The 24,961-nt window shown below is 59.7% G+C and carries 23 protein-coding genes and 1 tRNA gene; 22 read left to right on the forward strand and 2 right to left on the reverse strand.

Annotated features, from left to right (window positions below; genetic code table 11):
- Positions 1-16: 16 nt before the first annotated feature.
- Both recN and Q8L89_00585 read right to left on the reverse strand, forming a co-directional pair.
- A complete protein-coding gene (gene recN, locus Q8L89_00580) occupies positions 17-1,732 on the reverse strand; it encodes a DNA repair protein RecN (protein ID MDP1707565.1) in 1,716 nt (571 codons plus the stop codon).
- 8 nt (positions 1,733-1,740) lie between these two features.
- Positions 1,741-2,619, reverse strand: a complete 879-nt coding sequence (locus Q8L89_00585; GenBank protein ID MDP1707566.1) for an NAD(+) kinase — start codon at positions 2,617-2,619, stop codon at positions 1,741-1,743.
- 42 nt (positions 2,620-2,661) lie between these two features.
- Between Q8L89_00585 and hrcA the strand changes: the two genes are divergently transcribed.
- From hrcA to nuoF, 22 genes are all read left to right on the forward strand, one after another.
- Complete coding sequence (hrcA, locus tag Q8L89_00590) at positions 2,662-3,741, forward strand: heat-inducible transcriptional repressor HrcA (GenBank protein MDP1707567.1); 1,080 nt, start codon at positions 2,662-2,664, stop codon at positions 3,739-3,741.
- 64 nt (positions 3,742-3,805) lie between these two features.
- Positions 3,806-4,342: a nucleotide exchange factor GrpE gene (gene grpE, locus Q8L89_00595; protein MDP1707568.1), complete on the forward strand. Its 537-nt coding sequence runs from the start codon at positions 3,806-3,808 to the stop codon at positions 4,340-4,342.
- An 87-nt stretch (positions 4,343-4,429) separates the two neighbouring features.
- Positions 4,430-6,352: a molecular chaperone DnaK gene (dnaK, locus tag Q8L89_00600; protein ID MDP1707569.1), complete on the forward strand. Its 1,923-nt coding sequence runs from the start codon at positions 4,430-4,432 to the stop codon at positions 6,350-6,352.
- A gap of 99 nt (positions 6,353-6,451) precedes the next feature.
- Complete coding sequence (gene dnaJ, locus Q8L89_00605; GenBank protein ID MDP1707570.1) at positions 6,452-7,591, forward strand: molecular chaperone DnaJ; 1,140 nt, start codon at positions 6,452-6,454, stop codon at positions 7,589-7,591.
- 17 nt (positions 7,592-7,608) lie between these two features.
- On the forward strand, positions 7,609-8,427 hold the full coding sequence (gene dapB, locus Q8L89_00610; GenBank protein ID MDP1707571.1) for a 4-hydroxy-tetrahydrodipicolinate reductase: 819 nt from the start codon (positions 7,609-7,611) through the stop codon (positions 8,425-8,427).
- 243 nt (positions 8,428-8,670) lie between these two features.
- Positions 8,671-9,813: a glutamine-hydrolyzing carbamoyl-phosphate synthase small subunit gene (gene carA / locus Q8L89_00615; GenBank protein ID MDP1707572.1), complete on the forward strand. Its 1,143-nt coding sequence runs from the start codon at positions 8,671-8,673 to the stop codon at positions 9,811-9,813.
- A gap of 57 nt (positions 9,814-9,870) precedes the next feature.
- Positions 9,871-13,083: a carbamoyl-phosphate synthase large subunit gene (carB, locus tag Q8L89_00620; GenBank protein ID MDP1707573.1), complete on the forward strand. Its 3,213-nt coding sequence runs from the start codon at positions 9,871-9,873 to the stop codon at positions 13,081-13,083.
- Positions 13,080-13,556 carry a transcription elongation factor GreA gene (greA, locus tag Q8L89_00625; GenBank protein MDP1707574.1) on the forward strand — a complete coding sequence of 159 codons (477 nt, stop codon included), beginning with the start codon at positions 13,080-13,082 and terminating at the stop codon, positions 13,554-13,556. Before carB ends, greA begins: the two co-directional genes overlap by 4 nt.
- Complete coding sequence (locus Q8L89_00630) at positions 13,549-14,019, forward strand: DUF4149 domain-containing protein (GenBank protein ID MDP1707575.1); 471 nt, start codon at positions 13,549-13,551, stop codon at positions 14,017-14,019. The genes greA and Q8L89_00630 overlap by 8 nt, the downstream gene beginning before the upstream one ends.
- A gap of 3 nt (positions 14,020-14,022) precedes the next feature.
- On the forward strand, positions 14,023-14,643 hold the full coding sequence (gene rlmE, locus Q8L89_00635) for a 23S rRNA (uridine(2552)-2'-O)-methyltransferase RlmE (GenBank protein ID MDP1707576.1): 621 nt from the start codon (positions 14,023-14,025) through the stop codon (positions 14,641-14,643).
- A 69-nt stretch (positions 14,644-14,712) separates the two neighbouring features.
- Positions 14,713-16,635, forward strand: a complete 1,923-nt coding sequence (gene ftsH / locus Q8L89_00640; GenBank protein ID MDP1707577.1) for an ATP-dependent zinc metalloprotease FtsH — start codon at positions 14,713-14,715, stop codon at positions 16,633-16,635.
- A gap of 64 nt (positions 16,636-16,699) precedes the next feature.
- Positions 16,700-17,557 (forward strand): dihydropteroate synthase, encoded by an 858-nt coding sequence (gene folP, locus Q8L89_00645; GenBank protein MDP1707578.1) that lies wholly within the window; start codon positions 16,700-16,702, stop codon positions 17,555-17,557.
- Positions 17,558-17,570: 13 nt separating this feature from the next.
- Entirely contained in the window at positions 17,571-18,908 is a 1,338-nt protein-coding gene (gene glmM, locus Q8L89_00650; protein ID MDP1707579.1) for a phosphoglucosamine mutase, read from the forward strand.
- 80 nt (positions 18,909-18,988) lie between these two features.
- Entirely contained in the window at positions 18,989-19,741 is a 753-nt protein-coding gene (gene tpiA / locus Q8L89_00655; GenBank protein MDP1707580.1) for a triose-phosphate isomerase, read from the forward strand.
- A gap of 4 nt (positions 19,742-19,745) precedes the next feature.
- Positions 19,746-20,120, forward strand: a complete 375-nt coding sequence (secG, locus tag Q8L89_00660; GenBank protein MDP1707581.1) for a preprotein translocase subunit SecG — start codon at positions 19,746-19,748, stop codon at positions 20,118-20,120.
- A 13-nt stretch (positions 20,121-20,133) separates the two neighbouring features.
- Positions 20,134-20,218, forward strand: a tRNA-Leu gene (locus Q8L89_00665).
- A 163-nt stretch (positions 20,219-20,381) separates the two neighbouring features.
- Entirely contained in the window at positions 20,382-20,738 is a 357-nt protein-coding gene (locus tag Q8L89_00670; GenBank protein ID MDP1707582.1) for an NADH-quinone oxidoreductase subunit A, read from the forward strand.
- Between the two features lie 4 nt (positions 20,739-20,742).
- Positions 20,743-21,219: an NADH-quinone oxidoreductase subunit B family protein gene (locus Q8L89_00675; GenBank protein ID MDP1707583.1), complete on the forward strand. Its 477-nt coding sequence runs from the start codon at positions 20,743-20,745 to the stop codon at positions 21,217-21,219.
- Between the two features lie 18 nt (positions 21,220-21,237).
- The gene (locus Q8L89_00680; protein ID MDP1707584.1) at positions 21,238-21,933 is read left to right on the forward strand and encodes an NADH-quinone oxidoreductase subunit C; all 696 of its coding nucleotides are present in this window, start codon (positions 21,238-21,240) and stop codon (positions 21,931-21,933) included.
- A complete protein-coding gene (locus tag Q8L89_00685; GenBank protein MDP1707585.1) occupies positions 21,920-23,170 on the forward strand; it encodes an NADH-quinone oxidoreductase subunit D in 1,251 nt (416 codons plus the stop codon). Before Q8L89_00680 ends, Q8L89_00685 begins: the two co-directional genes overlap by 14 nt.
- Positions 23,167-23,682, forward strand: coding sequence for an NADH-quinone oxidoreductase subunit NuoE (nuoE, locus tag Q8L89_00690; protein ID MDP1707586.1), 516 nt, complete (start codon positions 23,167-23,169; stop codon positions 23,680-23,682). The genes Q8L89_00685 and nuoE overlap by 4 nt, the downstream gene beginning before the upstream one ends.
- 4 nt (positions 23,683-23,686) lie before the next feature.
- Entirely contained in the window at positions 23,687-24,961 is a 1,275-nt protein-coding gene (gene nuoF / locus Q8L89_00695; GenBank protein MDP1707587.1) for an NADH-quinone oxidoreductase subunit NuoF, read from the forward strand.

Raw genomic sequence — 24,961 nt, forward strand, 5'->3', positions numbered from 1 at the left:
GTGCTGCGCACGTAAGTCAGGCGTCCCCCCGTGATTTTTGCGCCCCGCCTTTTTTCTTGCGCAGGGGGGTACTCTGGGCGTGTTCCAGCATTTCTTCAGCATGCACCCGGGTCTGGCCGGTGATGGTCACACCGCCCAACATGCGGGCGATTTCATCACGGCGCTGATCCGCCGCAAGTTCGCTGACGCTGATCTGTGTTGTGCCTTTGCTGCTCTGCTTGCTGACCTGAAGATGCTGCTGCCCCTGGGCCGCGACCTGCGGCAAGTGGGTGACGCACAGCACCTGACGGCTCTGACCCAGCGCGCGTAACTGCTGCCCCACGATCTCCGCTACGCCTCCGCCGACGCCGACGTCCACCTCGTCAAAAACCAAGGTCGGAATGCGCCCGCTTTGCGCGGCGATGACCTGGATGGCGAGACTGATGCGCGACAGTTCGCCGCCGGAGGCCACCTTGTTGAGCGGCTTCAGCGCCTGACCGGGGTTGGCGCTGACCAGAAACTCTACCCGTTCCAGTCCCGTGGCAGCGGCAGCATCCAGTGCCTCGAAGGCAATATCAAAACACCCGCCCGGCATGCCCAACTGCTGCATCCCTGCACTCACCTTGCCAGCTAACTGCGTGGCGGCCTGGGTGCGGCTGGCGCTCAGCTTCTGGGCCTGCGCACGATAGTCATTTTCTGCCGTGGCGGCATCACTGCGCAGCTGCTCCAGGCGCGTGTCGGCGTGTAGCAGGGTATCGCGCTCCTCAGCGAGACGCGTGAGCAATGGCAGCAGTTCGGCAGGCTGCACCCGATGTTTGCGCGCAAGGTCATGCACACTGCGCAGTCGCTGCTCGACGGCTTCAAGCCGGGCCGGGTCGAGATCAAGGCTGTCGAGGGTGTGGCGCAGTTCGCTGGCTGCTTCCCGCACCTGGATACAGGCACTGTCGAGCAACTCTGTGATAGCGCCCATACGTGCTTCGAAGGCGCTGAGTTCGCGCAATTGATGCGCGCTGTGGGCAAGCTGGCTCAGGCTGGAGCCGGTTTCACTTTCATACAGTGCGTGCAGTACGGCGTGCGAGGTTTCCAGCAGTCGGCCCGCGTTGGCAAGGCGGGCGTGTTCTTCGTCCAGCGTTGCCAGTTCGTCCGCACCCAGTTGCAGCACTTCCAGTTCGTGGGTTTGGTGTGTGAGCAGGTCAAGCCGCGCTTCGCGCTCGGCCATGGTGCGCTGCAGGCTGTCGAGCTCGTGTTGGGCGGCGCGCCAGTGCGCATGCTGTGCCGCCACCTGATTGAGCAGGGCGCCGTGGCCGGCATAGCCATCCAGCAGTTCGCGCTGCATATCACGCTTGAGCAGCGACTGGTGCTCATGCTGACCGTGTATATCCACCAGCATTTCGCCCAGCGCCTGCACTGTCTGCAAGGTCACCGGCGTGCCGTTGATGTAGGCCTTGGAGCGCCCATCACTGGCCACGGTTCGGCGCAGCAGACAGTCGCCGCTATCCAACTCCTGCTCTTTGAGCCAGCACTGCACGAGGGGCAGTGCTGCGACATCAAAGGCGGCATTTATTTCGGCGCGTTCGCTGCCCTGGCGCACCATGCCGCTGTCGGCGCGGGCACCGAGCACCAGATCGAGCGCGTCCACCATGATGGATTTTCCAGCGCCGGTTTCCCCGGTCACTACGGTAAAGCCATCGTGCAGGTTGATTTCCAGTTGCCCGATGATGGCAAAGTCACGGATGGCAAGTTGCGTCAGCATGCAGCAGCTTAGAGTTTCTCGCCCCAGTGCAGTTTGGCCCGCAGCGTTTCATAGTAGTTGTGGCTGGCGGGGTGAATCAGTCGTACGCATTTATGCTTTTTGTATATCTTGATCAAATCGCCCTGCTGTACACCAAGGTTGATCTGGCCATCACAACTCAGCTGGGCACCCGACTGTGCGATATCGCGCACGAGGATCTCGATCTGGCTGTTGCCGTCCACCACGACCGGGCGGTTGCTCATGGTGTGGGGACAAATCGGCACCAGCACGATGACATCCAGCGTGGGATACAGGATGGGCCCATCGCTCGACAGCGCGTAGGCGGTGGAGCCTGTGGGTGTGGCCACGATGAGGCCGTCTGAGCGGTAGGTGTTTACAAAGTGGCCGTCGATGCGGGTATCGAATTCGATCATGCGCGCCGCGTTCCACTTGTGCAGCACGACATCATTGAAGGCATCACTGCCGTCCAGCGGCTGCCCGTCACGATGGATGACGGTGTGCAGCAGCAGACGCTGTTCCTCCAGATACTGGCCGCCAAGGATTTCGTCGACCCGTTCGATCATCTGGCCGGGGGAGATGTCGGCCAGAAAGCCGATGCGCCCAAGGTTGACGCCCAGCAGCGGCACGTCGCAGTTGGCGAGTGAACGCGCCGCATTGAGCAGGGTGCCATCACCGCCGATGGCAATGACGAGGTCGCACTGTTTGCCGATCTCGGCACGTTCCACCGTGTCGAAGCCATGCTCCAGCACCAGCTCGGCGGTGGCCTCATCCAGCAGCACTTTGAGGCCACGCCCTCGCAGGTGCTCGCCCAGGGTGTGAATGGCGGGCCCCACTCCAGGGTCACCGAATTTGCCGATGATTCCGATGCAACGAAATGCGCGTGCCATGGTTATCTTTGTTAATGTGTTGTTCTTCGGTAAACTTAGCATATGGACAAGTCCATTAACAGCATATCCAGACAGGCCGCTGCCGAGTTGCCTGCCATCAGCGAGCGGGCACGTTTCCTGCTGAAGAATCTGGTCGGGCGTTATATCCGCGACGGGCAGCCGGTGAGTTCGCGCGCGCTGGCCCGGGATGCCGGCCTGGACCTGAGCCCGGCTACCATCCGCAATGTGATGGCCGACCTGGAAGACATGGGCCTCATTACTGCGCCCCACACCTCGGCCGGGCGTATTCCGACCGCGCAGGGCTACCGGCTGTTTGTAGACAGCCTGCTCAATATCCAGCCACTGGGCAGCAGCGAGGTGCTGCGCATCAAGAGCCAGTTTGACCCCGACAAGAGTACCCACGGCCTGCTCGAAACCGCCTCCACCCTCCTCTCGGAGGTCACCCGCATGGCCAGTGTGGTGCTGTTGCCTCGGCGCGATCAGGCCGCTTTCCGTCACGTCGAGTTTCTGCCGCTGTCGGATAATCGCGTGTTGGTGATACTGGTGATCAACGAGCGCGAGGTGCAGAACCGCATTATTCATACCGAACGCCAGTATTCACCTTCGGAGTTGCAGCAGGCGGCCAACTATCTCAACAGCGTTTTTTCCGGACAGAACCTGCACGCCGTGCGCACCCGCCTGCTACAGGATCTGAACGAAACGCGCGAGGGCATGAATAACATGATGGCGCTGGCCATAGAGGCTGCCGAGCAGGCGTTTGGCACTACACAGGATCCCAGCGATTACTTGCTGGCCGGTCAGATTCACCTGCTGCGGCAGGCGCAGGGCCTGGATATCGACAAGCTGCGGCAGCTTTTTGACGCCTTCACCCAGAAGCGTGATCTACTGTATCTGCTCGACCAGTGCCTGAACGCGCGCGGGGTACAGATATTCATCGGCGCCGAATCGGGCTATAACGTACTGCAGGACTACAGCGTGGTGACATCGCCCTATGAGGCCGACGGCAAGGTGATCGGGGTGCTGGGCGTGATCGGCCCTACGCGCATGCTGTACGACCGCGTGATCCCGATGGTCGATATTACCGCGAAACTGCTGGGCGCCGCTTTGAATCAGCGCGGTTAATCCCCATATCCAGAGGGATATTTGCGCCCCTTGCCCCCATTTACATCTGTACTCCGGAGACCGCATGGAACACGACGAACAACCCGCCACCCAGGCAGCCCCTGTCACCGAGCCCGAGGCGCCGGATGTGCTCAAGCTGCTCGAAGACGCGCGCGGCAAGGCCGATGAGCACTGGGACCTGGTGCTGAGGGCCCGCGCCGATCTCGAAAACCAGCGCCGTCGCCACGAGCGGGATCTGGAAAGTGCCCACAAATATGCGCTGGAGCGGTTTGCGCTGGAGTTGCTGCCGGTGATGGACAGCCTGGAACTGGGGCTGGCCACCGCCGAGACCTCCGACCGGGCCCTGCGCGAGGGCATGGAGTTGACCCTCAAGCAACTGGCAGCCGCGTTTTCCCGCTTCGCCCTCGCTGCAATCAACCCCGTAGGCGAAAAATTCAACCCGCAGTTGCATCAGGCCATGGCCGCCCAGGAAAGCACCGAGGTGGAGCCCAACATCGTGTTGACGGTGTACCGGAAGGGTTATCTGCTGCATGAGCGCGTGATTCGCCCCGCCATGGTGATTGTTTCAAAAGCAGTTGAAACCGGTACCGAACAGGCTTGAATCCAGCCCGGATGCGCCCCATATCCCCTGCAACCCGCCGGATTTCCGTCCGGCACGTAGCACCCCATAACGACGGAGACTTTTACCATGGGCAAGATTATCGGCATTGACCTCGGCACCACCAATTCCTGCGTTGCCGTGATGGAAGGCGGCAAGCCGCGCGTGATTGAAAACAGCGAAGGCGATCGCACCACGCCCTCTATCGTGGCCTACGCCAGCGATGACGAAGTGCTGGTCGGCCAGCCGGCCAAGCGCCAGGCGGTCACCAACCCCAAAAACACCCTGTATGCCATCAAGCGTCTGATCGGGCGCCGCTTCACCGATGCCGTGGTGCAGAAAGACGTCAAGCTGGTGCCTTACAGCATTGTCGCAGCCGACAACGGCGATGCCTGGGTGGAAGTGAACGGCAGGAAGATGGCGCCGCCGGAAATCTCCGCGCGGGTGCTGATGAAAATGAAAAAGACCGCCGAGGACTATCTGGGCGAGCCGGTCACCGAGGCGGTGATCACCGTGCCGGCCTATTTTGACGACTCTCAGCGCCAGGCCACCAAGGCCGCAGGCAAGATCGCCGGGCTGGAGGTCAAGCGCATCATCAACGAACCCACTGCCGCGGCGCTGGCCTACGGCATGGACAAGAAGCGCGGCGACTCCAAGATCGCGGTCTACGACCTGGGTGGCGGCACCTTCGATATTTCCATCATCGAGATTGCCGAAGTGGAGGGCGAGCACCAGTTTGAGGTGCTGTCTACCAACGGCGACACCTTCCTCGGCGGCGAAGATTTCGACCAGCGCCTGATTGACCATCTGGTGGAGGAGTTCAAGCGTGACAGCGGCATCGACCTCAAAAAAGACCCGCTGGCCTTGCAGCGCCTGAAGGACGCTGCCGAGAAGGCCAAGATCGAGCTCTCCTCACGCGAGCAAACCGATGTGAACCTGCCCTATGTTACAGCCGATGCGAGCGGGCCCAAACATCTCAATGTCAAAATCACGCGCGCCAAACTGGAGGCGCTGGTGGATGACCTCATCGAGCGTACCCTCGGGCCGTGCAAAACCGCACTGAAAGATGCAGGGCTGAGCGCAGACAAGATCGACGATATCATCATGGTCGGTGGCCAGACGCGCATGCCCAAGGTACAGGAGGCGGTGCAGAAACTGTTTGGCAAGGAGCCGCGCAAGGATGTGAACCCGGACGAGGCCGTGGCTGTCGGCGCCGCGATCCAGGCTGGTGTGCTGGGTGGCGAGGTCAAGGACGTGCTGTTGCTGGATGTGACACCGCTGTCGCTCGGCATTGAGACTATGGGCGGCGTGATGACCAAGCTGATCGACAAGAACACCACCATTCCGACCAAGGCCACCCAGGTGTTTTCGACCGCAGACGACAATCAGACCGCGGTGACCGTGCACGTGTTGCAGGGCGAGCGTGAGATGGCGTCGGCCAACAAGTCGCTGGGGCGCTTCGACCTCGCCGACATTCCGCCTGCACCGCGCGGCATGCCACAGATTGAGGTAATGTTCGACATCGATGCCAACGGCATTCTGAACGTGTCGGCCAAGGACAAGGCCACCAACAAAAGTCAGTCGATCGTGATCAAGGCCTCCAGTGGCTTGTCCGAAGACGAGGTCACCCGCATGATCAAGGACGCCGAGGCCCATGCCGAGGATGACCGCAAGTTCCACGCCCTGGTCACGGCGCGTAATCAGGCCGAGGGCTTGATACACTCCGTCAACAGGTCCCTGACCGAGGCCGGTGACAAGATTGATGCCGCAGAAAAGGCGAACATCGAGGCCGCCATCAACGCCCTGAAAGAAGCGGTGCAGGGAGAAGACGTGACCGCCATGGAGACTCGCAGCAAGGACCTGAGCGAGGCCTCAGGCAAGCTGATTGAGCGCCTGGCGCAACAGCAGGCGGCCCAACCTGAGGAATCCGGTGGCAAGCAGCAGGCCGGCGGGGACGACAATGTCGTTGAAGCGGAGTTTGAGGAAGTGAAGGACAACAACAAACAGCAGTAATCGGGCACTCTACTTTGGTTGACATCGCACGCGCAGAGCCTATGCTCTGCGTTTGCGTTTTAGGCAATCAAGAATAATTGCACAGGAAACAGCACCAGCATGGCTAAGCGGGACTTTTACGAAATACTGGGTGTGGCACGCAACGCGAGCGAAGACGATCTGAAAAAGGCCTATCGCAAGCTTGCGATGAAATACCATCCGGATCGCAATCCGGACGACGCGCAGTCGGAAGAGAAATTCAAGGAGGCCAAAGAGGCTTACGAGGTACTCAACGATGCGCGCAAACGCTCGGCCTATGACCAGTTTGGTCATGCCGGAGTAGACTCGGCCGCCGCTGCGGCGGGGGCTGGCGCCCGTGGCGCCGATTTCAGCGACATCTTCAGCGATGTGTTCGGTGACATCTTCGGCGGCGGGCGCGCAGGTGCGCGCAGCAGCACCGCCTACAGTGGCGCGGATTTGCGCTACAACCTTGCGCTCAGCCTGGAAGATGCGGTGCGTGGCACTACCGTCAAGATTCGCATCCCGGCGCATGTCGCCTGTGGCACATGCGCCGGAACGGGCGCCAAGGCAGGCACCAGTCCGACCACCTGCACTACCTGCGGCGGCAACGGCCAGATTCGCATGCAACAGGGATTTTTTGCCCTGCAACAGCCGTGTCCGCGTTGTCATGGCAGCGGCAAGCTGATTCAGCATCCCTGTGAAACCTGTCACGGCAAGGGACGCGTACAGGAGCACAAGACCCTCTCGGTCAAGATTCCCGCCGGCGTCGACACCGGTGACCGCATCCGCCTCAGCGGTGAAGGTGAAGCGGGGGAGCAGGGCGGACCGTCAGGGGATCTTTACGTGCAGGTGAGTGTGCGCGAGCACGCCATTTTCAAGCGTCAGGACAGCAACCTCTACTGCGAGATGCCTATCAGCATTGCCACTGCTACCCTGGGCGGCGAACTGGACATCCCCACGCTGGAAGGCCGGGTAAAGCTCAAGATCCCGCCCGAGACACAGACCGGCAAGGTGTTTAAACTGCGGGGCAAGGGCGTGCGCTCGGTGCGGGGCGGTGCTGTGGGCGACCTGCTGTGCCGTGTCATTGTCGAAACACCGGTCAACCTCAACAGCCGCCAGAAGGCCTTGCTCGAGGAACTGGATGAATCGCTGCAAACGGGTGGCACGCGCCACAGCCCGCAGGCAAGCTCGTGGCTGGACGGTGTAAAGAAATTCTTTGACGACATGCGCACCTCCTGAGACAGAGGGACAGAGACATGACCACACGTGTAGCTATCATGGGCGCTGCCGGGCGCATGGGCAGGGCACTGATTGAAGCCTGCAGCCTGACGCCTGCGGTAAAACTCACCGCCGCCGTAGACCGGCCCGACAGCAGTCTTGTAGACAAGGACGCCGGTGAATGCAGCGGCGTCTGGTCGATGGCTGTGCCCATCACCGGCAGCCTGGAAGCGGCTGCGGATTTTGACGTGCTGATAGACTTCACCCTGCCCGAGGTCACGCTGGACAATATCGAATATTGCCGGGCTCACGGCAAGCGCATGGTGATCGGCACCACCGGCATGTCGTCTGAGCAGCAGGCCACGATTACGGCGGCGGCAATGAAGCATGCCATTGTCTTTGCGCCCAATATGAGCGCGGGCGTTACCCTGAGCCTGAAGCTGTTGGCGCTGGCGACGCAGGTGCTGGGTGATGGCGTGGATATCGACATCGTCGAGGCACATCACAAGCACAAAATTGACGCGCCCTCTGGCACCGCCTTGCGCATGGGCGAGGTCATTGCAGAAGCGCAGGGGCGCAAGCTGCAGGATGTTGCCGTCTACGGCCGTGGGATCGGGCGTAGCGAGGAACGTAAACCCGGCACCATTGCCTTTTCCAGCATCCGGGCAGGCGACATTGTCGGCGATCACACGGTGATATTCGCCGATGAAGGCGAGCGCCTCGAAATTACCCACCGGGCCACCAGCCGCATGAACTTCGCGCGCGGTGCACTGCGGGCAGCCGTCTGGGTGATGCAGCAAAAGTCGGGGCTGTTTGATATGCAGGATGTGCTGGGTATTACTCAGGAGTCAAAATAAGGCTACATTACTTCAGGGCGTGACTCCTGAGTAACAATCCTGTTTGCTCCATCCCCACAGGGGCGGGGGGCGCAGCAGGAAGTGTAGTCTTTACTTGTTGACGTATCAGTAATTAGCTGTGCGGTGGACACTGTGGGGCGCATCCAGTAAAATTCAGGCCATAGTTCAAGACGTGACACTGACGGGAAGGCGCTCAACATAGGCCTTCCCGTTTTCACATCCGGAGTGAGAATGAACACGCGCATGCCCGCCCTGTTAGCCTTGCAAGACGGCAGCCTGTTCCGGGGCGAGGCCTGTGGCGCCATTGGCCAGTCGGTCGGGGAGGTGGTGTTCAATACCGCCATGACCGGCTATCAGGAAATCCTGACCGATGCCTCCTACTGCAGGCAGATCGTTACCCTGACCTACCCCCACATCGGCAATGTCGGTGTTAACCGCGCCGATGCAAATGCCGCCCGAGTCTGGGCCGCCGGGCTGGTGATCCGCGATCTCTCCATGATCGGCAGCAACTGGCGCTCGGAGCAGACGCTGGAGGGGTATTTGCAGCAGCATCAGGTCATTGCCATCGCCGGCATTGATACCCGCCGTCTTACCCGCCTGCTGCGCGAGCAGGGCGCGCAGAATGGCTGCATCGTGGCGGGCGAGGCCATCGACGAGGCCGCCGCTGTGGCCGCAGCACGTGCCTTTTCCGGCCTGAAAGGCCTGGATCTCGCACGGGAGGTCACGACCCCCGAGCCCCATGAGTGGCGCCAAGGCAGTTGGAGCTTGCAGCAGGGTATGCCCGCCCCGCAGGCGGCGGATCAATTGACCTGGCATGTGGCCGCGTACGACTACGGTATCAAGCACGGCATTCTGAGCCGGCTGACCGACCGCGGCTGCCGGGTGACGGTACTCCCGGCCAGGACGCCCGCCAGCGAGGTGCTTGCCCTCAAGCCGGACGGGATATTTCTCTCCAACGGCCCCGGTGACCCGGAGCCCTGTGACTACGCGATTACGGCCATCCGCGAGCTGTTGCAAACGGGTATCCCGCTGTTTGGTATTTGCCTTGGGCATCAGTTGCTGGCGCTGGCCTGCGGTGCCCGCACCTTGAAAATGAAATTTGGTCACCATGGCGCGAATCACCCGGTGCAGGAGCTTGCCAGCGGACGGGTGCTGATCACCAGCCAGAATCACGGGTTTGCCGTCGACGAAACCACGCTGCCGGAAAATGTGCGCGCCACCCACCGCTCGCTGTTCGATGGTTCACTACAGGGCGTTGAGTTAACCGACCGGCCCGCGTTCAGCTTCCAGGGCCATCCCGAGGACTGCCCGGGCCCGCATGATATGCACTATTTATTCGATAAATTTACAGGAATGATGGAGCAGCAGGGGAAAGATGCAAAATAGAAACAGAAAAGCCTCATGATTTTTTGCTTGTATCTTTTCCCTTGTATCTGAGTTGATATGCCTAAACGCACAGACATAAAAAGCATTCTCATCATCGGCCAGGCGTGCGAGTTTGATTACTCCGGTGCACAGGCCTGCAAGGCCCTGCGCGAGGAAGGCTATCGTGTCATTCTGGTGAATTCCAATCCGGCCACCATCATGACCGACCCGGACATGGCGGACGCCACTTATATCGAGCCGATCAGCTGGCAAGTGATCGAGCGCATCATTGAAAACGAGCGCCCCGATGCGCTGCTGCCCACCATGGGCGGACAGACGGCGCTCAACTGCGCACTCGATCTGGCGCGTGAGGGGGTGCTCGAGAAGTGCGGCGTGGAGATGATTGGTGCCAAGCGCGAAGCCATCGCCAAGGCCGAGGATCGCGGCCTGTTCCGCGCCGCGATGCACAAGATTGGCCTCGACATGCCGCGCTCCATCATCGTCCACAACCTGGACGAGGCCCTGGCCGCACAAACCGAAATCGGTTTTCCCATCATCATCCGCCCCTCATTCACCATGGGCGGCAGCGGCGGCGGCATCGCCTACAACCGCGAAGAATACGCCACCATCTGCGAGCAAGGCCTGGCCTTGTCACCGGTGCATGAGCTGCTGGTCGAGGAGTCGGTGATCGGCTGGAAAGAGTTCGAGATGGAAGTGGTGCGTGACCACAGGGACAACTGCATTATCGTCTGCTCTATCGAAAACTTCGACCCCATGGGTGTGCATACCGGTGATTCGATTACCGTGGCGCCGGCACAGACACTCACCGACAAGGAGTACCAGATCATGCGCAACGCCTCACTGGCGGTATTGCGCGAGATCGGCGTCGATACCGGCGGTTCCAATGTGCAGTTCGCGGTGAACCCGGAAAACGGCAAGATGATCATCATCGAGATGAACCCGCGTGTATCGCGCTCATCGGCGCTGGCCTCCAAGGCGACTGGCTTTCCCATCGCCAGGGTGGCGGCCAAGCTCGCCGTGGGCTATACCCTCGATGAGCTGCGCAATGAAATTACCGGCGCTGCCACACCTGCCTCGTTCGAACCCGCCATTGATTACGTCGTGACCAAGGTGCCGCGCTTCACGTTTGAGAAATTCCCGCAAGCCGATGCGCGTCTCACCACCCAGATGAAATCGGTGGGCGAAGTGATGGCGATCGGACGTACCTTTCAGGAGTCGCTGCAAAAGGCGCTACGCGGTCTCGAAACCGGCACGGATGGTTTCAACGAGCGACAGGATTTATCGGTTCCGGATGCGCTCGATAGGATCAATCACGAGCTGCGCGTGCCCGGTGCGGAACGGCTGTGGTATATCGGCGATGGTTTTCGTGCCGGTTTGAGTGTTGACGAGGTGCATGCGCAAACCCGTATCGACCTCTGGTTTCTGGTGCAGATACAGGAGCTGATTGCGCTGGAAGCTGACGTACGCAACCAGGGTGCGGTCGCACTCGATGCCGAACGCATGCGGCTGCTGAAGCGCAAAGGCTTTTCCGACCGCAGGCTGGCCAGCCTGCTGGGCGAGAGCGAAGTGGCGGTGCGGCGCAAGCGCCACGAGCTGGGCGTGCGTCCTGTATACAAACGGGTGGACTCCTGCGCCGCAGAATTCACCGCCAGCACCGCCTACATGTACTCGACCTATGAGGAAGAGTGTGAAGCGCAGCCGACCGATAAAAAGAAAATCATGGTGCTGGGCGGCGGGCCGAACCGTATCGGACAGGGCATCGAGTTTGATTACTGCTGCGTACATGCGGCACTGGCCATGCGCGAGGAAGGGTTAGAGACCATTATGGTCAACTGCAATCCGGAGACCGTCTCGACCGACTATGACATCTCCGATCGCCTCTATTTTGAACCGCTGACGCTGGAAGACGTGCTGGAAATCGTCGCACTGGAGCAGCCGTACGGCGTCATCGTGCAGTATGGCGGCCAGACGCCGCTGAAGCTGGCGCATGGCCTGCAGCAGGAAGGCGTTCCCATTATAGGAACCACGCCGGACGCCATCGACATGGCCGAGGATCGCGAGCGCTTCCAGCAGATGATCCATAAGCTCAAACTGCGCCAGCCGCCTAATCGCACGGCGCGCACAACGAGCGCGGCCATCGGTGCGGCACGGGAGATCGGTTATCCTCTGGTGGTGCGTCCGAGCAATGTGCTGGGCGGGCGGGCGATGGAGATCATCCACGCCGAACCGGATCTGGAACGCTACATGGCGGAGGCCGTGGACAGCGCCCGCCGCTTCCCAGAACGGATGCCGATACTGCTGGATCGCTTTCTGGACGATGCCATCGAGGTTGATATCGATGCGGTCTGCGATGGTCAGGAGGTCTTGATCGGCGGGATCATGGAGCACATCGAACAGGCTGGCATCCATTCGGGCGATTCGGCCTGCTCACTGCCACCGTTCAGCCTCACGGCCGATATCCAGAACGCGCTGCGTGAACAGATGCGGCGCATGGCGCTGGAGTTGGGCGTGGTCGGCCTGATGAATGCCCAGTTCGCCATCAAGGGCGACGATATTTATGTGCTGGAAGTAAACCCGCGCGCCTCGCGCACCGTGCCTTTCGTGTCCAAGGCCACGGGTCGCTCGCTGGCCAAAGTCGCGGCCCGTTGCATGATCGGAAAATCCCTTGAAACCCAGGGTGTGACAACGGAAGTCGTTCCCGTTTATTATTCAGTGAAGGAAGCCGTATTTCCGTTCATTAAATTCCCCGGTGTGGATACCCTGCTGGGTCCGGAAATGAAGTCGACCGGCGAGGTTATGGGTGTGGGCCGCAGCTTTGGTGAGGCCTTTGCCAAGTCACAGCAGGCCGCAGGTGCCAGTCTGCCTTCAGGTGGGCGCGTATTTCTCAGTGTGCGTGACTCGGACAAGTCTCATGTGGTGGAGGTGGCGCGGGCATTGCTTGCGCAACGCTTCGAGATACTCGCCACCCGGGGCACGTCGGCACTGCTGACGAATGCCCAGGTCGCCAACACCTGCGTCAACAAAGTCATGGAGGGGCGCCCGCATATTGTGGATATGATCAAGAACGATGAGATTAGTCTCATTGTGAACACGGTGGAGGGGCGCCAGGCGATCATGGATTCATACGAAATCAGGCGCGCGGCATTGCAGCACAAGGTAAGCTACACTACCACCCTGTCGGGTGCCAAGGCCATCTGCCTTGCCCTGCAACAGCGCAGCACAGACAGGGTTTATCGGTTACAGGAACTGCATCAGGAGCTGATGACATGAGTAAAGTGCCACTGACCACACGCGGATCGCAAAAACTGCGCGATGAGTTGCAGGAACTGAAAACAGTGGCGCGTCCACGCGTGATTGCCGCCATCGCCGAGGCGCGGGCGCATGGCGACCTGAAGGAAAATGCGGAGTACCATGCGGCCAAGGATCAGCAGAGCTTTATCGAGGGCCGTATCGCCGAAATTGAATCCAAGCTGTCCAATGCCGAAGTCATTGATGTCACCGCACTCAAGGTGCAGGGACGGGTGGTGTTTGGCGCTACGGTAGATCTGGTCAACGAGGAAACCGGCGCAGAGGTCACCTACCAGATCGTGGGTGATGACGAGGCAGACATCAAGCAGGGCATGATCTCCATCAGCTCGCCCATCGCGCGTGCGCTGATCGGCAAGGAGGAGGGCGAGGTAGCAGCGGTGCAAGCACCGGGTGGCGTCAAGCAATACGAAGTCGTTGCCATACGCTATGTATAACACCACTACCATAGGCCAGCGCATCCTGCTCACGCTGTGGGTGGGCGGATTGTGGACGGTGGGTTATATCGTCACCCCGACGCTGTTTCATGTGCTGGATGACCGCCAGCTGGCAGGCATGCTTGCTGGTCGGCTGTTTGGCATCATGAGTTATCTGGGCCTGGCGTGCGGCTTGTTGCTGCTGGCCACCGTGTTGTACCAGGCCCGGCAGGCGTGGCGGGGTACGTGGCAGATCTGGGTGCTGCTGCTCATGCTGGCATTGATCAGTATCGGGGAGTTCGGTCTGACCAGCCAGATGCAGGCGCTGAAAGCCACCCACCCACAAGGCTTCATTCAGGGCACGGAAGCGGCGCAGCGCTTCGGGATGTTGCACGGCCTGTCGTCGAGCCTGTATCTGGCGACCAGCCTGCTGGGTCTCGCCCTGGTGATCTTCGGACTGGAGCCGAAGCGGTCGCAACCTTGAGCAATGGCGCGTACTAAATCCAGTGGCCGCTGGCTGAAAGAGCATTTTACCGATCCCTACGTCAAACAGGCCCAACAGGCAGGTTACCGCTCACGCGCGGTCTACAAGCTGCTTGAGATCAACGCGCGCGACCGCCTGCTGCATCCCGGCATGACGGTGGTCGATCTGGGCGCGGCGCCCGGCGGCTGGTCGCAGGTGGTAACCGGGGTCATCGGCAGTCAAGGTCGTGTGATTGCGCTCGATATACTCCCTATGGAGCCGCTACCGGGCGTTACCTTCATTCAGGGCGATTTTACCGAGCAGTCGGCCCTTGATAGCTTGCTCGAAGCCCTGCACGAGGAGCCCGCAGGACTTGTAATGTCAGATATGTCACCCAATATCAGTGGTCTGCGCTCTGTAGACCAACCCCGCGCCATCTACCTCGCCGAGTTGGCCCTGGAACTTGCGCGCAAAGTACTGGCGCCGGGTGGAGACCTGCTCATGAAGGTATTCCAGGGCGAGGGCTTTGACGCCTTGCGCAAGCAACTGCTGGGGTCTTTCAAGCAGGTGCATGTGCGCAAGCCGGCGGCGTCTCGACCGCGTAGCCGTGAGGTTTATCTGCTGGCCCGCAACTATCTGGGCTGAAGCAGTCTAAATATTGAACATCCGTAAATTGTGTTACTCTAATTGAATTCGAGCGCCGAGGTCACACCTTTGAATGATATAGCAAAAAACCTGATTCTGTGGATCGTCATCGCCATCGTGCTGATGGCCGTGTTCAATAATTTCGGTCCGCGTCAGGCACCGACGCGCGCACTGGAATACTCACAGTTCATTGCCGACGTCAAAGAAGGCCGGGTACAGAAGGTCAGCATCGAAGACCGCACCATCCGCGGTGTGATGCAAAACGGCGAGACCTTCACCAGCTACAGCCCCGGCGACCCGGGTCTGATCGGCGACCTGCTGCGCAATAACGTCATGATTGATGCGCGTCCACCCGAGCAGCAAGGCCTGCTGATGCAACTCTTCATTTCCTGGTTCCCGATGCTGCTGCTGATCGGCGTGTGGATTTTCTTCATGCGCCAGATGCAGGGCGGCGCGGGCGGACGCGGCGCGATGTCGTTCGGCAAGAGCCGCGCGCGCATGGTTGGTGAAGATCAGATCAAGATCACGTTCGCCGATGTCGCGGGCGTGGATGAGGCCAAGGAAGAGGTTGCGGAGCTGGTCGAATTCCTGCGCGACCCGGGCAAATTCCAGAAGCTGGGCGGCAAGATTCCGCGCGGCGTTCTCATGGTGGGCTCGCCCGGCACGGGCAAGACGCTGCTCGCCAAGGCCATTGCCGGCGAGGCCAAGGTGCCGTTCTTCGCCATTTCCGGCTCGGATTTCGTCGAGATGTTCGTCGGCGTCGGCGCCTCGCGCGTGCGCGACATGTTCGAGCAGGCGAAGAAGCACGCGCCGTGCATCATCTTCATCGACGAAATCGACGCCGTAGGCCGTCACCGCGGTGCCGGGCTCGGCGGCGGGCATGACGAGCGCGAGCAGACCCTCAACCAGTTGCTGGTCGAGATGGACGGCTTTGAAGGCACCGAAGGCGTCATCGTGATCGCCGCCACCAACCGTCCCGACGTACTCGACCCGGCACTGCTGCGCCCCGGCCGATTTGACCGCCAGGTGGTGGTGCCGTTGCCCGATGTGCGCGGCCGTGAGCAGATCCTCAAGGTGCACATGCGCAAAGTACCGCTCAATGAGAACGTGGTCGCCAGCGTGATTGCGCGCGGTACGCCCGGATTTTCCGGCGCCGATCTCGCCAACCTGGTGAACGAGGCGGCGCTGTTCGCTGCGCGCGAAAACCGTCGCGTGGTGGGCATGGAGCACTTTGAAAAGGCCAAAGACAAGATCATGATGGGCGCGGAACGCCGCTCCATGGTGATGAGCGAAGAAGAAAAGACACTTACCGCTTATCACGAGGCCGGACACGCCATTGTCGGTCGTCTTATGCCCGCGCACGACCCGGTATACAAGGTGAGCATCATCCCGCGCGGACGTGCGCTCGGCGTCACCATGTTCCTGCCGGAACAGGATCGCTACAGCTACAGCAAACAGCGGCTGGAAAGCCAGATTTGCAGCATGTTCGGTGGCCGCCTCGCCGAAGAGATCATCTTCGGGCCGGAGAAGGTAACTACCGGTGCGAGCAACGATATCCAGCGTATCACCGAGATTGCGCGCAACATGGTCACCAAGTGGGGGCTGTCCGAACGGTTGGGACCGCTCACCTACAGTGAAGATGAGGGCGAAGTATTCCTCGGTCACAGCGTGTCACGCCATAAAGTAGTGTCGGATGAAACCGCGCACGTGATCGATGAAGAGATACGCCACATCGTGGATCGCAACTACCAGCGTGCCAAGCAGGTGCTGGAGGCAAATCTCGACAAGCTGCACTCAATGGCGGACGCGCTGATGAAGTACGAGACCATCGACAGCCTGCAGATTGACGACATCATGGCAGGCAAGCCGCCACGGCCGCCGCAGGACAGTGGCGACTCCAGCACGCCCACGGATGATGGCCAGGGCGTTGCCGCCGCCAGCAAGGGCCCCAAGCCAGAGGGTAAAATCGGCGGCACGGCGAGTGAGCATTAAAACAGTAGCGAGTAGCTAGTAGTCAGTATAAATTTTCCTCGCTACTCGTCACTTGGTTGCACGTATGGCTACTGCTATCCCCGCTTTGAACTGCCGGGACAAGCTGCTCTTCCTGGATCAGCCCTGTATTATGGGCATCCTCAACGTGACCCCCGACTCCTTTTCGGACGGGGGTCATTTTTTATCCGTGGCTGCAGCATTGCAACGCGCGCGCGCAATGGTCACGGAGGGCACAGCGATCATCGATGTGGGAGGGGAGTCCACCCGCCCCGGCGCTGCACCCATCTCCGTGCAGGAAGAGCTTGACCGTGTATTGCCGGTGATTGAAGTCATCCGGGCAGAGCTGCCTGTCATCATTTCCATAGATACCAGCAAACCTGAAGTAATGCGTGCCGCCGTGCAGGCCGGCGCCGGATTCATAAACGATGTCTACGCACTGCGCGCCGAAGGTGCGCTACAGGCCGTCGTTGATCTTAATCACGGGCAAAGCATTCCTGTCTGCCTGATGCACATGCAGGGTGAGCCTCGCACCATGCAACAGGCCCCGCACTATGACGATGTGACGCAGGAGGTGCATAACTTTCTGGCGCAACGCATTCAGCACTGCACTGACGCAGGCCTGCCGCGTGACCGCCTGCTGATCGACCCCGGCTTTGGTTTCGGGAAAACCCTGCCGCACAACCTGACCCTCCTCAACCATCTCGATGCACTCCTGCAATTACAGCTGCCGCTGCTGGTCGGCCTTTCGCGCAAATCCATGATAGGCATGCTGCTGGCTGCAGAGGCGAATGAGCGGTTGCACGGCAGTGTTGCACTGGCGGCTATAGCGGTGTTAAAAGGTGCCCTGATAGTGCGCGCGCACGATGTGCAGGCCACAGTGGATGCAGTTAAACTAGCCGCTGCCGTACGGCAGGCCGGTTAATCCGGAGCTCCGCATGCAAAAACGCTACTTCGGCACCGATGGCATCCGCGGCCGCGTGGGTGAGCACCCGATTACCGCAGAGTTCATGCTCAAACTTGGCTGGGCAGCGGGCCGGGTGCTCGGTACACAGCAACGTAACCTGGTCGTCATCGGCAAAGACACCCGTATCTCCGGCTACATGTTTGAGTCGGCCCTGGAAGCCGGCCTGTCTGCGTCCGGTGTCGACATCCTGCTGCTCGGGCCCATGCCGACGCCTGCGGTCGCCTACCTCACGCGCACGCTGCACGCTCAGGCTGGTATCGTGATCAGTGCCTCGCATAACCCCTATCCCGACAATGGCATCAAGTTCTTCTCGGCCCAGGGTACCAAGCTGCCGGACGAAGTCGAGCTTGCGATTGAGGCCGCGCTGGAGCAGCCGCTGACGACGGTCGACCCTGCCAAACTGGGCAAGGCCGAGCGCCTGGATGATGCCGCCGGACGCTACATAGAATTTTGCAAGAGCACCATCGATGCAGCGCTGGACTTCAAGGATATGAAGATCGTGGTGGACTGTGCCCATGGCGCGACTTATCACGTCGCACCGGGTGTGTTTACGGAAATCGGCGCCACCGTGATTACTGTCGGGGTACAGCCAAACGGCCTCAATATCAACGTTGACTGCGGTGCTACACAGCCAGCGGCCTTGCAGCAGGCCGTTCTTCAGCATAAGGCCGACCTCGGGATCGCGCTCGATGGTGACGGTGACCGCCTCATCATGGTCGATCATGCGGGCGAGATCGTTGACGGCGATGAGCTGCTCTACATCATCGCGCGGTCGCGTCATGAAAGCGACCAGCCACAGCACGTCGTCGTCGGCACTCTCATGAGCAATCTGGGGCTGGAGCAGGCGCTGCAAAAACTCGGCATCGAACTCAAGCGTGCCGCCGTAGGTGATCGCTACGTACTCGAGTTGTTGCGGCAAGGCGGATGGACGCTGGGCGGCGAATCCTCCGGCCATATCATTTGTCTCGACTGTACTACCACCGGCGATGGCATCGTCTCTGCCCTGCAAGTACTTGCAGCCATGCGCACCTCGGGCCACAGCCTGCATGAATTGAAAAGGGGCATGACTAAATACCCGCAACGCATGATCAACGTCAAGCTCGCGCACAGCTTCGATCTTGAAAAATCAAAATCCGTACAGGACGCTGTGCAGGATGCGCAAGTGCAACTCAATGGCAAGGGGCGTGTCTTGTTGCGCCCCTCCGGTACCGAACCGCTGGTGCGCGTCATGGTGGAGGGGCAGGATCAACAGCAAGTGGAAATGCTTGCCAGGCAACTTGCAGCGGTAGTTACAGCATCCGTCAACTGAACACCCAAAATTGATCTTTTTGCCTCACCCCGGTAAGCTTTCCACCCTTTAAGCACCCATCTTGCTGCAAGGGGAGACGTATGCGCCAAAAACTCGTGGTGGGAAACTGGAAGATGCAGGGTTCCCGCGCCAGCGCCCAGACCCTGGTCGAGGGTATCAAGCAAGGCATCAACACGGTCAAGGCGGCCCAAGTGGCGGTCTGTCCACCGTCCATCTTCCTCCCCGAGGTCGCCGCCCTGCTCAAGGGCTCAGCCATTGCCTGGGGCGGGCAAAATCTGTGCAGTGAGCCCGCCGGTGCCTATACGGGCGAGATCGCGGGTGAAATGCTGAGTGAGTTTGGCTGCCGCTACGTCATCGTGGGCCACTCCGAGCGGCGCAGCTTGTATGGCGAGACCGATGCCGTGGTGGCGCGCAAGTACGCCCGGGCGCTGGAGAGTGGCCTCACCCCCATTTTCTGTCTGGGCGAGCAACTGGTAGAGCGCGAGGCCGGCCAGACAGAGGCCGTAGCAGGGCGCCAACTGGATGCATTACTGGAAGGGTCTGGCGTCGCCGCGCTGAAGCAGGGCGTGATCGCCTATGAGCCGGTGTGGGCCATCGGCACGGGCAAGACGGCAACACCGGAGCAAGCGCAGCAGGTGCATGCCTTTATCCGCGAGCGTGTGGCTCGGCACGATGCTACAATAGCGGCCGAGTTGGTCATATTGTATGGCGGCAGCGTCAAAGCGGCCAACGCGGCAGAACTGTTTGGGCAGCCGGATATCGACGGTGGCCTGATCGGCGGTGCTTCATTGAATAGCGAGGAGTTCCTGGCGATCTGTCAGGCAGCAGGGTGAACGGATGCAAACAGCTTTATTGATACTGGATGTGATCCTAGCGATAGCGCTGGTCACATTGATACTGATTCAGCAGGGCAAGGGCGCCGATGTGGGTGCCGCCTTCGGTAGCGGGGCATCCCAGACGGTGTTCGGCAGCCAAGGCGCCGCTTCGTTCCTGACCCGTACCACCGCCGTGCTCGCCACGCTGTTTTTCTGTATCAGTCTGGCGCTGGCCTATTTCTCGTCCCAGCCTGTTGCCAAAAAAAGCGTCACTGACAGCATTGCACCGGCGACCATGCTGCCCAAGGCCCCCTTGGGTGATATCCCGCAGACACCGGCCAATGACCTGCCCTCGGCGCCCGCCCAACCGGGCGCTCCTGCCGACGTACCCCGGTAGTTATAAAACCCCAGCCGATGTGGTGGAATTGGTAGACACGCAGCCTTGAGGTGGCTGTGGCGCAAGCTGTGCCGGTTCGAGTCCGGCCATCGGCACCAACAATCGCAACAACTCCTTAGTGGACGTAAAATTAGGACTTGACTAAAGCCTCTATTCCCATAAAGTAAGAAGGCTAACTGTCCTGGAATTGTGCGCACAGAAATCTGTGCCCCTATTCCGGAATTTGTAGAAGCAGATGCTGCAAAGGTACGCTAACGTCACATGTTGGATAATTATCTGCCAGTACTGATTTTCGTCGTTGTCGGCATCGCTTTTGGCGTGCTGCCGATAGCGCTCGGCTATGTGTTGGCACCGAACAAGCCTGACAGCGCCAAACTTTCACCCTACGAATGCGGGTTTGAGGCCTTTGAAGACTCACGCATGAAGTTTGATGTACGCTATTACCTGGTTGCCATCCTGTTTATCCTGTTTGATCTCGAGATTGCCTTCCTGTTTCCCTGGGCGGTAGCCCTGAAAAACATCGGTCTGTTCGGCTTTATGGCCATGCTGCTGTTCCTCGGCATACTGGTGATCGGGTTCATCTACGAGTGGAAAAAAGGCGCGCTCGAATGGGAGTAAGGCTATGGCACTAGAAGGCGTGCTCGAGAAGGGCTGGGTAACGACCAATCTCGACACCGTGATCAACTGGGCACGCACCGGCTCACTCTGGCCGATGACCTTCGGCCTGGCCTGTTGTGCCGTGGAAATGATGCACGCAGGGGCGTCCCGTTACGACCTCGACCGGTTCGGCGTCGTGTTTCGCCCCAGCCCGCGTCAGTCAGACGTCATGATTGTGGCCGGCACCCTGGTCAACAAGATGGCCCCGGCGCTGCGCAAGGTCTATGACCAGATGTCCGAGCCACGCTGGGTGATTTCCATGGGGTCATGCGCCAATGGTGGCGGCTATTATCATTATTCATATTCTGTGGTGCGGGGTTGTGATCGCATCGTGCCGGTGGATATCTATGTACCCGGTTGCCCGCCCACCGCAGAAGCGCTTCTGTACGGCATTATCCAGCTACAGAACAAGATCAAGCGCACCAACACCATCGCGCGCTGATTCAAGGGTGCACTGAAAATGCCTGATACAACTCAGTCACTGGCTGCGCGTCTGCTGCAGCATTTTGGCACTGTCCTGAAAGATTGCCGCGAAGCGCTCGGCGAAGTCACGATAGAGTTGCAGCGCGCCCACCTGCTACAGGTGTGCACCGCACTGCGTGATGAACCTGCCTTTGCATTCGAGCAGCTTATCGACCTGTGTGGAGTCGACTACCTGCATTATGGCCAGAGCAGCAAGGGTGAAATAGGCCTGGTTGCCGAAGACGTGATCGAGTTTCCGGAGTATCCGGAGCAGACATGGGAAGGCCCGCGTTTTGCGGTCGTCTATCACCTGCTGTCGATACAGCACAACAAAAGACTTCGCCTCAAGGTATTCCTCTCCGAAGACCTGCTGGTAACTGACTCTGTAGTGAACATCTGGGCCAGCGCCGACTGGTATGAGCGTGAAGCATTCGATTTCTTTGGTATCCTGTTTGAAGGACACCCCGACTTGAGGCGCATACTCACTGACTACGGCTTTATTGGCCACCCCATGCGCAAGGATTTCCCGCTCATAGGTCAGGTCGAAATGCGCTATGACCCGGACAAGAAACGCGTAGTCTACGAGCCGGTGAGCATCAAGCCACGCATACTGGTGCCGCGTGTCATTCGCAAAGATCATCGCTATGTGGCCGATGCAGCCAGAGAGGGTGCGGAACGCGATGGAAATTCGTAACTACACCATGAACTTCGGCCCCCAGCACCCGAGCGCCCACGGCGTGTTGCGGCTGGTGCTGGAAATGGATGGCGAGGTAATCCAGCGTGCCGATCCGCATATCGGCCTGTTGCACCGCGGCACCGAGAAACTCGCCGAGAGCAAGCCTTTCAACCAGTCCATCGGCTACATGGATCGCCTCGACTACGTGTCGATGATGTGCAACGAGCACGGCTACGTGCTCGCCATGGAAAAATTGCTCGGCATTGAGCCGCCACTGCGCGCGCAATATATCCGTGTGATGTTTGACGAGATTACGCGCATCCTGAACCACCTCCTGTGGTTGGGCGCACATGCGCTCGACATTGGCGCGATGACGGTATTTCTGTATGCCTTCCGCGAGCGCGAAGACCTGATGGACTGCTACGAAGCAGTCTCCGGCGCACGCCTGCATGCGACCTATTACCGTCCGGGTGGCGTGTACCGTGACCTGCCAGACACCATGCCGCAATACCGGTCGTCACCCTGGCACAATGAAAAAGAAACCGCGGCCCGCAACCACAACCGCCACGGCTCATTGCTCGACTTCATCGAAAACTTCACCGCGCGTTTCCCCACCTATGTCGATGAGTATGAAAACCTGCTTACCGATAACCGCATCTGGAAACAGCGTACGGTCGGTATCGGCGTAGTCACGCCGGAGCGCGCACTGCAGCTCGGCTTTACCGGCCCGATGTTACGCGGCTCCGGTATTGCCTGGGATTTGCGCAAGAAACAGCCGTATGAGGTCTACGATCGTCTCGACTTTGACATCCCCGTCGGCGTCACCGGTGACTGCTACGACCGCTATCTGGTGCGGGTCGAGGAGATGCGCCAATCCAACAACATCGTCAAACAGTGCATCGCATGGCTGCGCGACAACCCGGGCCCGGTGATGATCGACGATCATAAAATATCGCCGCCCAAGCGCTCACAGATGAAAGGCGACATGGAGTCGCTGATTCACCACTTCAAACTGTTTACGGAGGGTTTCTGCCTTCCGGAGGGCGAGGCCTATGCCGCTGTTGAGGCACCCAAGGGTGAGTTTGGCGTCTATCTTGTTTCTGATGGCGCAAACAAACCCTACAGGCTCAAGGTGCGCGCACCGGGCTTTGCACACATTTCTGCGCTGGATGAAATGTCACGCGGACATATGCTGGCGGACGTGGTCGCCATTATCGGAACCCAGGACATTGTATTTGGTGAGGTCGACCGATGAGCGCCACCTCAATGCAAGCCTCGTCACCGCTGTCAGCGCTGATTTCCGCAGAGGCACTGGGCAAGATCAATCACTGGCTGGCCAAATATCCCGCACAACAGAAAGTATCTGCGGTAATTCCTGCGCTCACTATTGTACAGGACGAGAACGGCGGCTGGATTACGCGTGAATTGATGGATGCCGTTGCAGACTACCTTTCCCTGCCTGCCATCGCCGTCTACGAAGTAGCTACGTTTTACACCATGTTCGAACTGAAGCCTGTGGGCACCCACAAGATTTCGGTGTGCACCAATATTTCCTGTATGCTGCGCGGCTCTGACAAGATTGTCGATCACCTTGAGAAAACGCTGGGTATACGTCCCGGAGAAACAACTGCCGATGGCAAATTCACGGTCAAGGAGGTCGAGTGCCTCGCTGCCTGCGGCGGCGCCCCGATGTTCATGATCGGAAAGACCTACCACGAGAATCTGACACCTGCCAAGGTGGACCAGATACTGGCGGCACTGGAATAAACCCATGGCCAACGAAGTCTGCTTTCAAAATCTGCATCTTGAGCAGCCCTGGACCCTGAAAACCTATCAGAGTACGGGCGGCTATGAGGCGCTTAAGCGGATTCTGAGCGAGCACACGCCGCCCGATGAAATCATCAGCGAAGTCAAAAAGTCCGCGCTACGTGGGCGGGGTGGGGCAGGGTTCCCCACCGGCCTGAAGTGGAGCTTCATGGCACGCAATGCACCGGGCCAGAAATATATTGTATGCAATTCAGACGAAGGCGAACCCGGCACCTTCAAGGATCGGGATATTCTGCGTTATAACCCGCATGCCCTGATCGAAGGGATGGCGATAGCCGCCTATACCATCGGCGCCACGGTTGGCTACAATTACATGCGCGGCGAGTTCCATGAACCCTATGAGCGGTTCGAAGCAGCGCTCGACGAAGCCCGTGCCGCAGGCTTGCTGGGTGAAAATATCCTCGGCTCCGGGGTAAATTTCCAGCTGCATTCGCATATGGGCGCGGGCGCCTATATTTGCGGCGAAGAAACAGCCTTGCTTGAATCACTGGAAGGCAAGAAAGGCCTGCCCCGATTCAAACCCCCGTTTCCGGCAAGCTTTGGGCTGTATGGCCGGCCTACTATCGTCAACAATACCGAAACACTGGCCTCGATTCCTTTGATCATGCGCAACAGCGGCCAATGGTTTCTCGAGATCGGCAAACCCAACAACGGCGGCCCCAAGATATTTTCCGTTTCCGGCCATGTGAACAAGCCTGGCAACTACGAGGTGCCGCTAGGCACACCGTTCTCAGAATTGCTGAAATTGGCGGGCGGCATGCTCGAAGGCCGTAAACTCAAGGCTGTCATTCCCGGGGGTACCTCGGTACCCGTATTACCGGGGGAAACCATCATGGGTCTCAATATGGACTATGAGTCCCTCTCCAAGGCAGGTTCCATGCTCGGCGCCGGTTCGGTAATCGTGATGGATGAAACTACCTGCATGGTGCGTGCACTGTCGCGCATCTCCCATTTTTATTACGAAGAATCCTGCGGACAATGCACACCCTGCCGGGAAGGCACTGGTTGGCTGTCACGCGTCGTTCACCGTATCGAGCATGGCAACGGCAAACATGAGGACATGGACTTGCTGGTGGACGTCGCCAACAAAATAGAGGGCCGCACCATCTGCGCCTTGGGCGATGCGGCAGCCCTGCCGGTAATGAGCTTCATAAAACACTTCCGGGCAGAGTTTGAACACCACGTCGCGCACCGCAGTTGTCTGCCGGGCACGCACTGA

This window comes from Gammaproteobacteria bacterium, from assembly GCA_030680605.1.
GTDB lineage: Bacteria > Pseudomonadota > Gammaproteobacteria > SURF-13 > SURF-13 > JAQBXX01.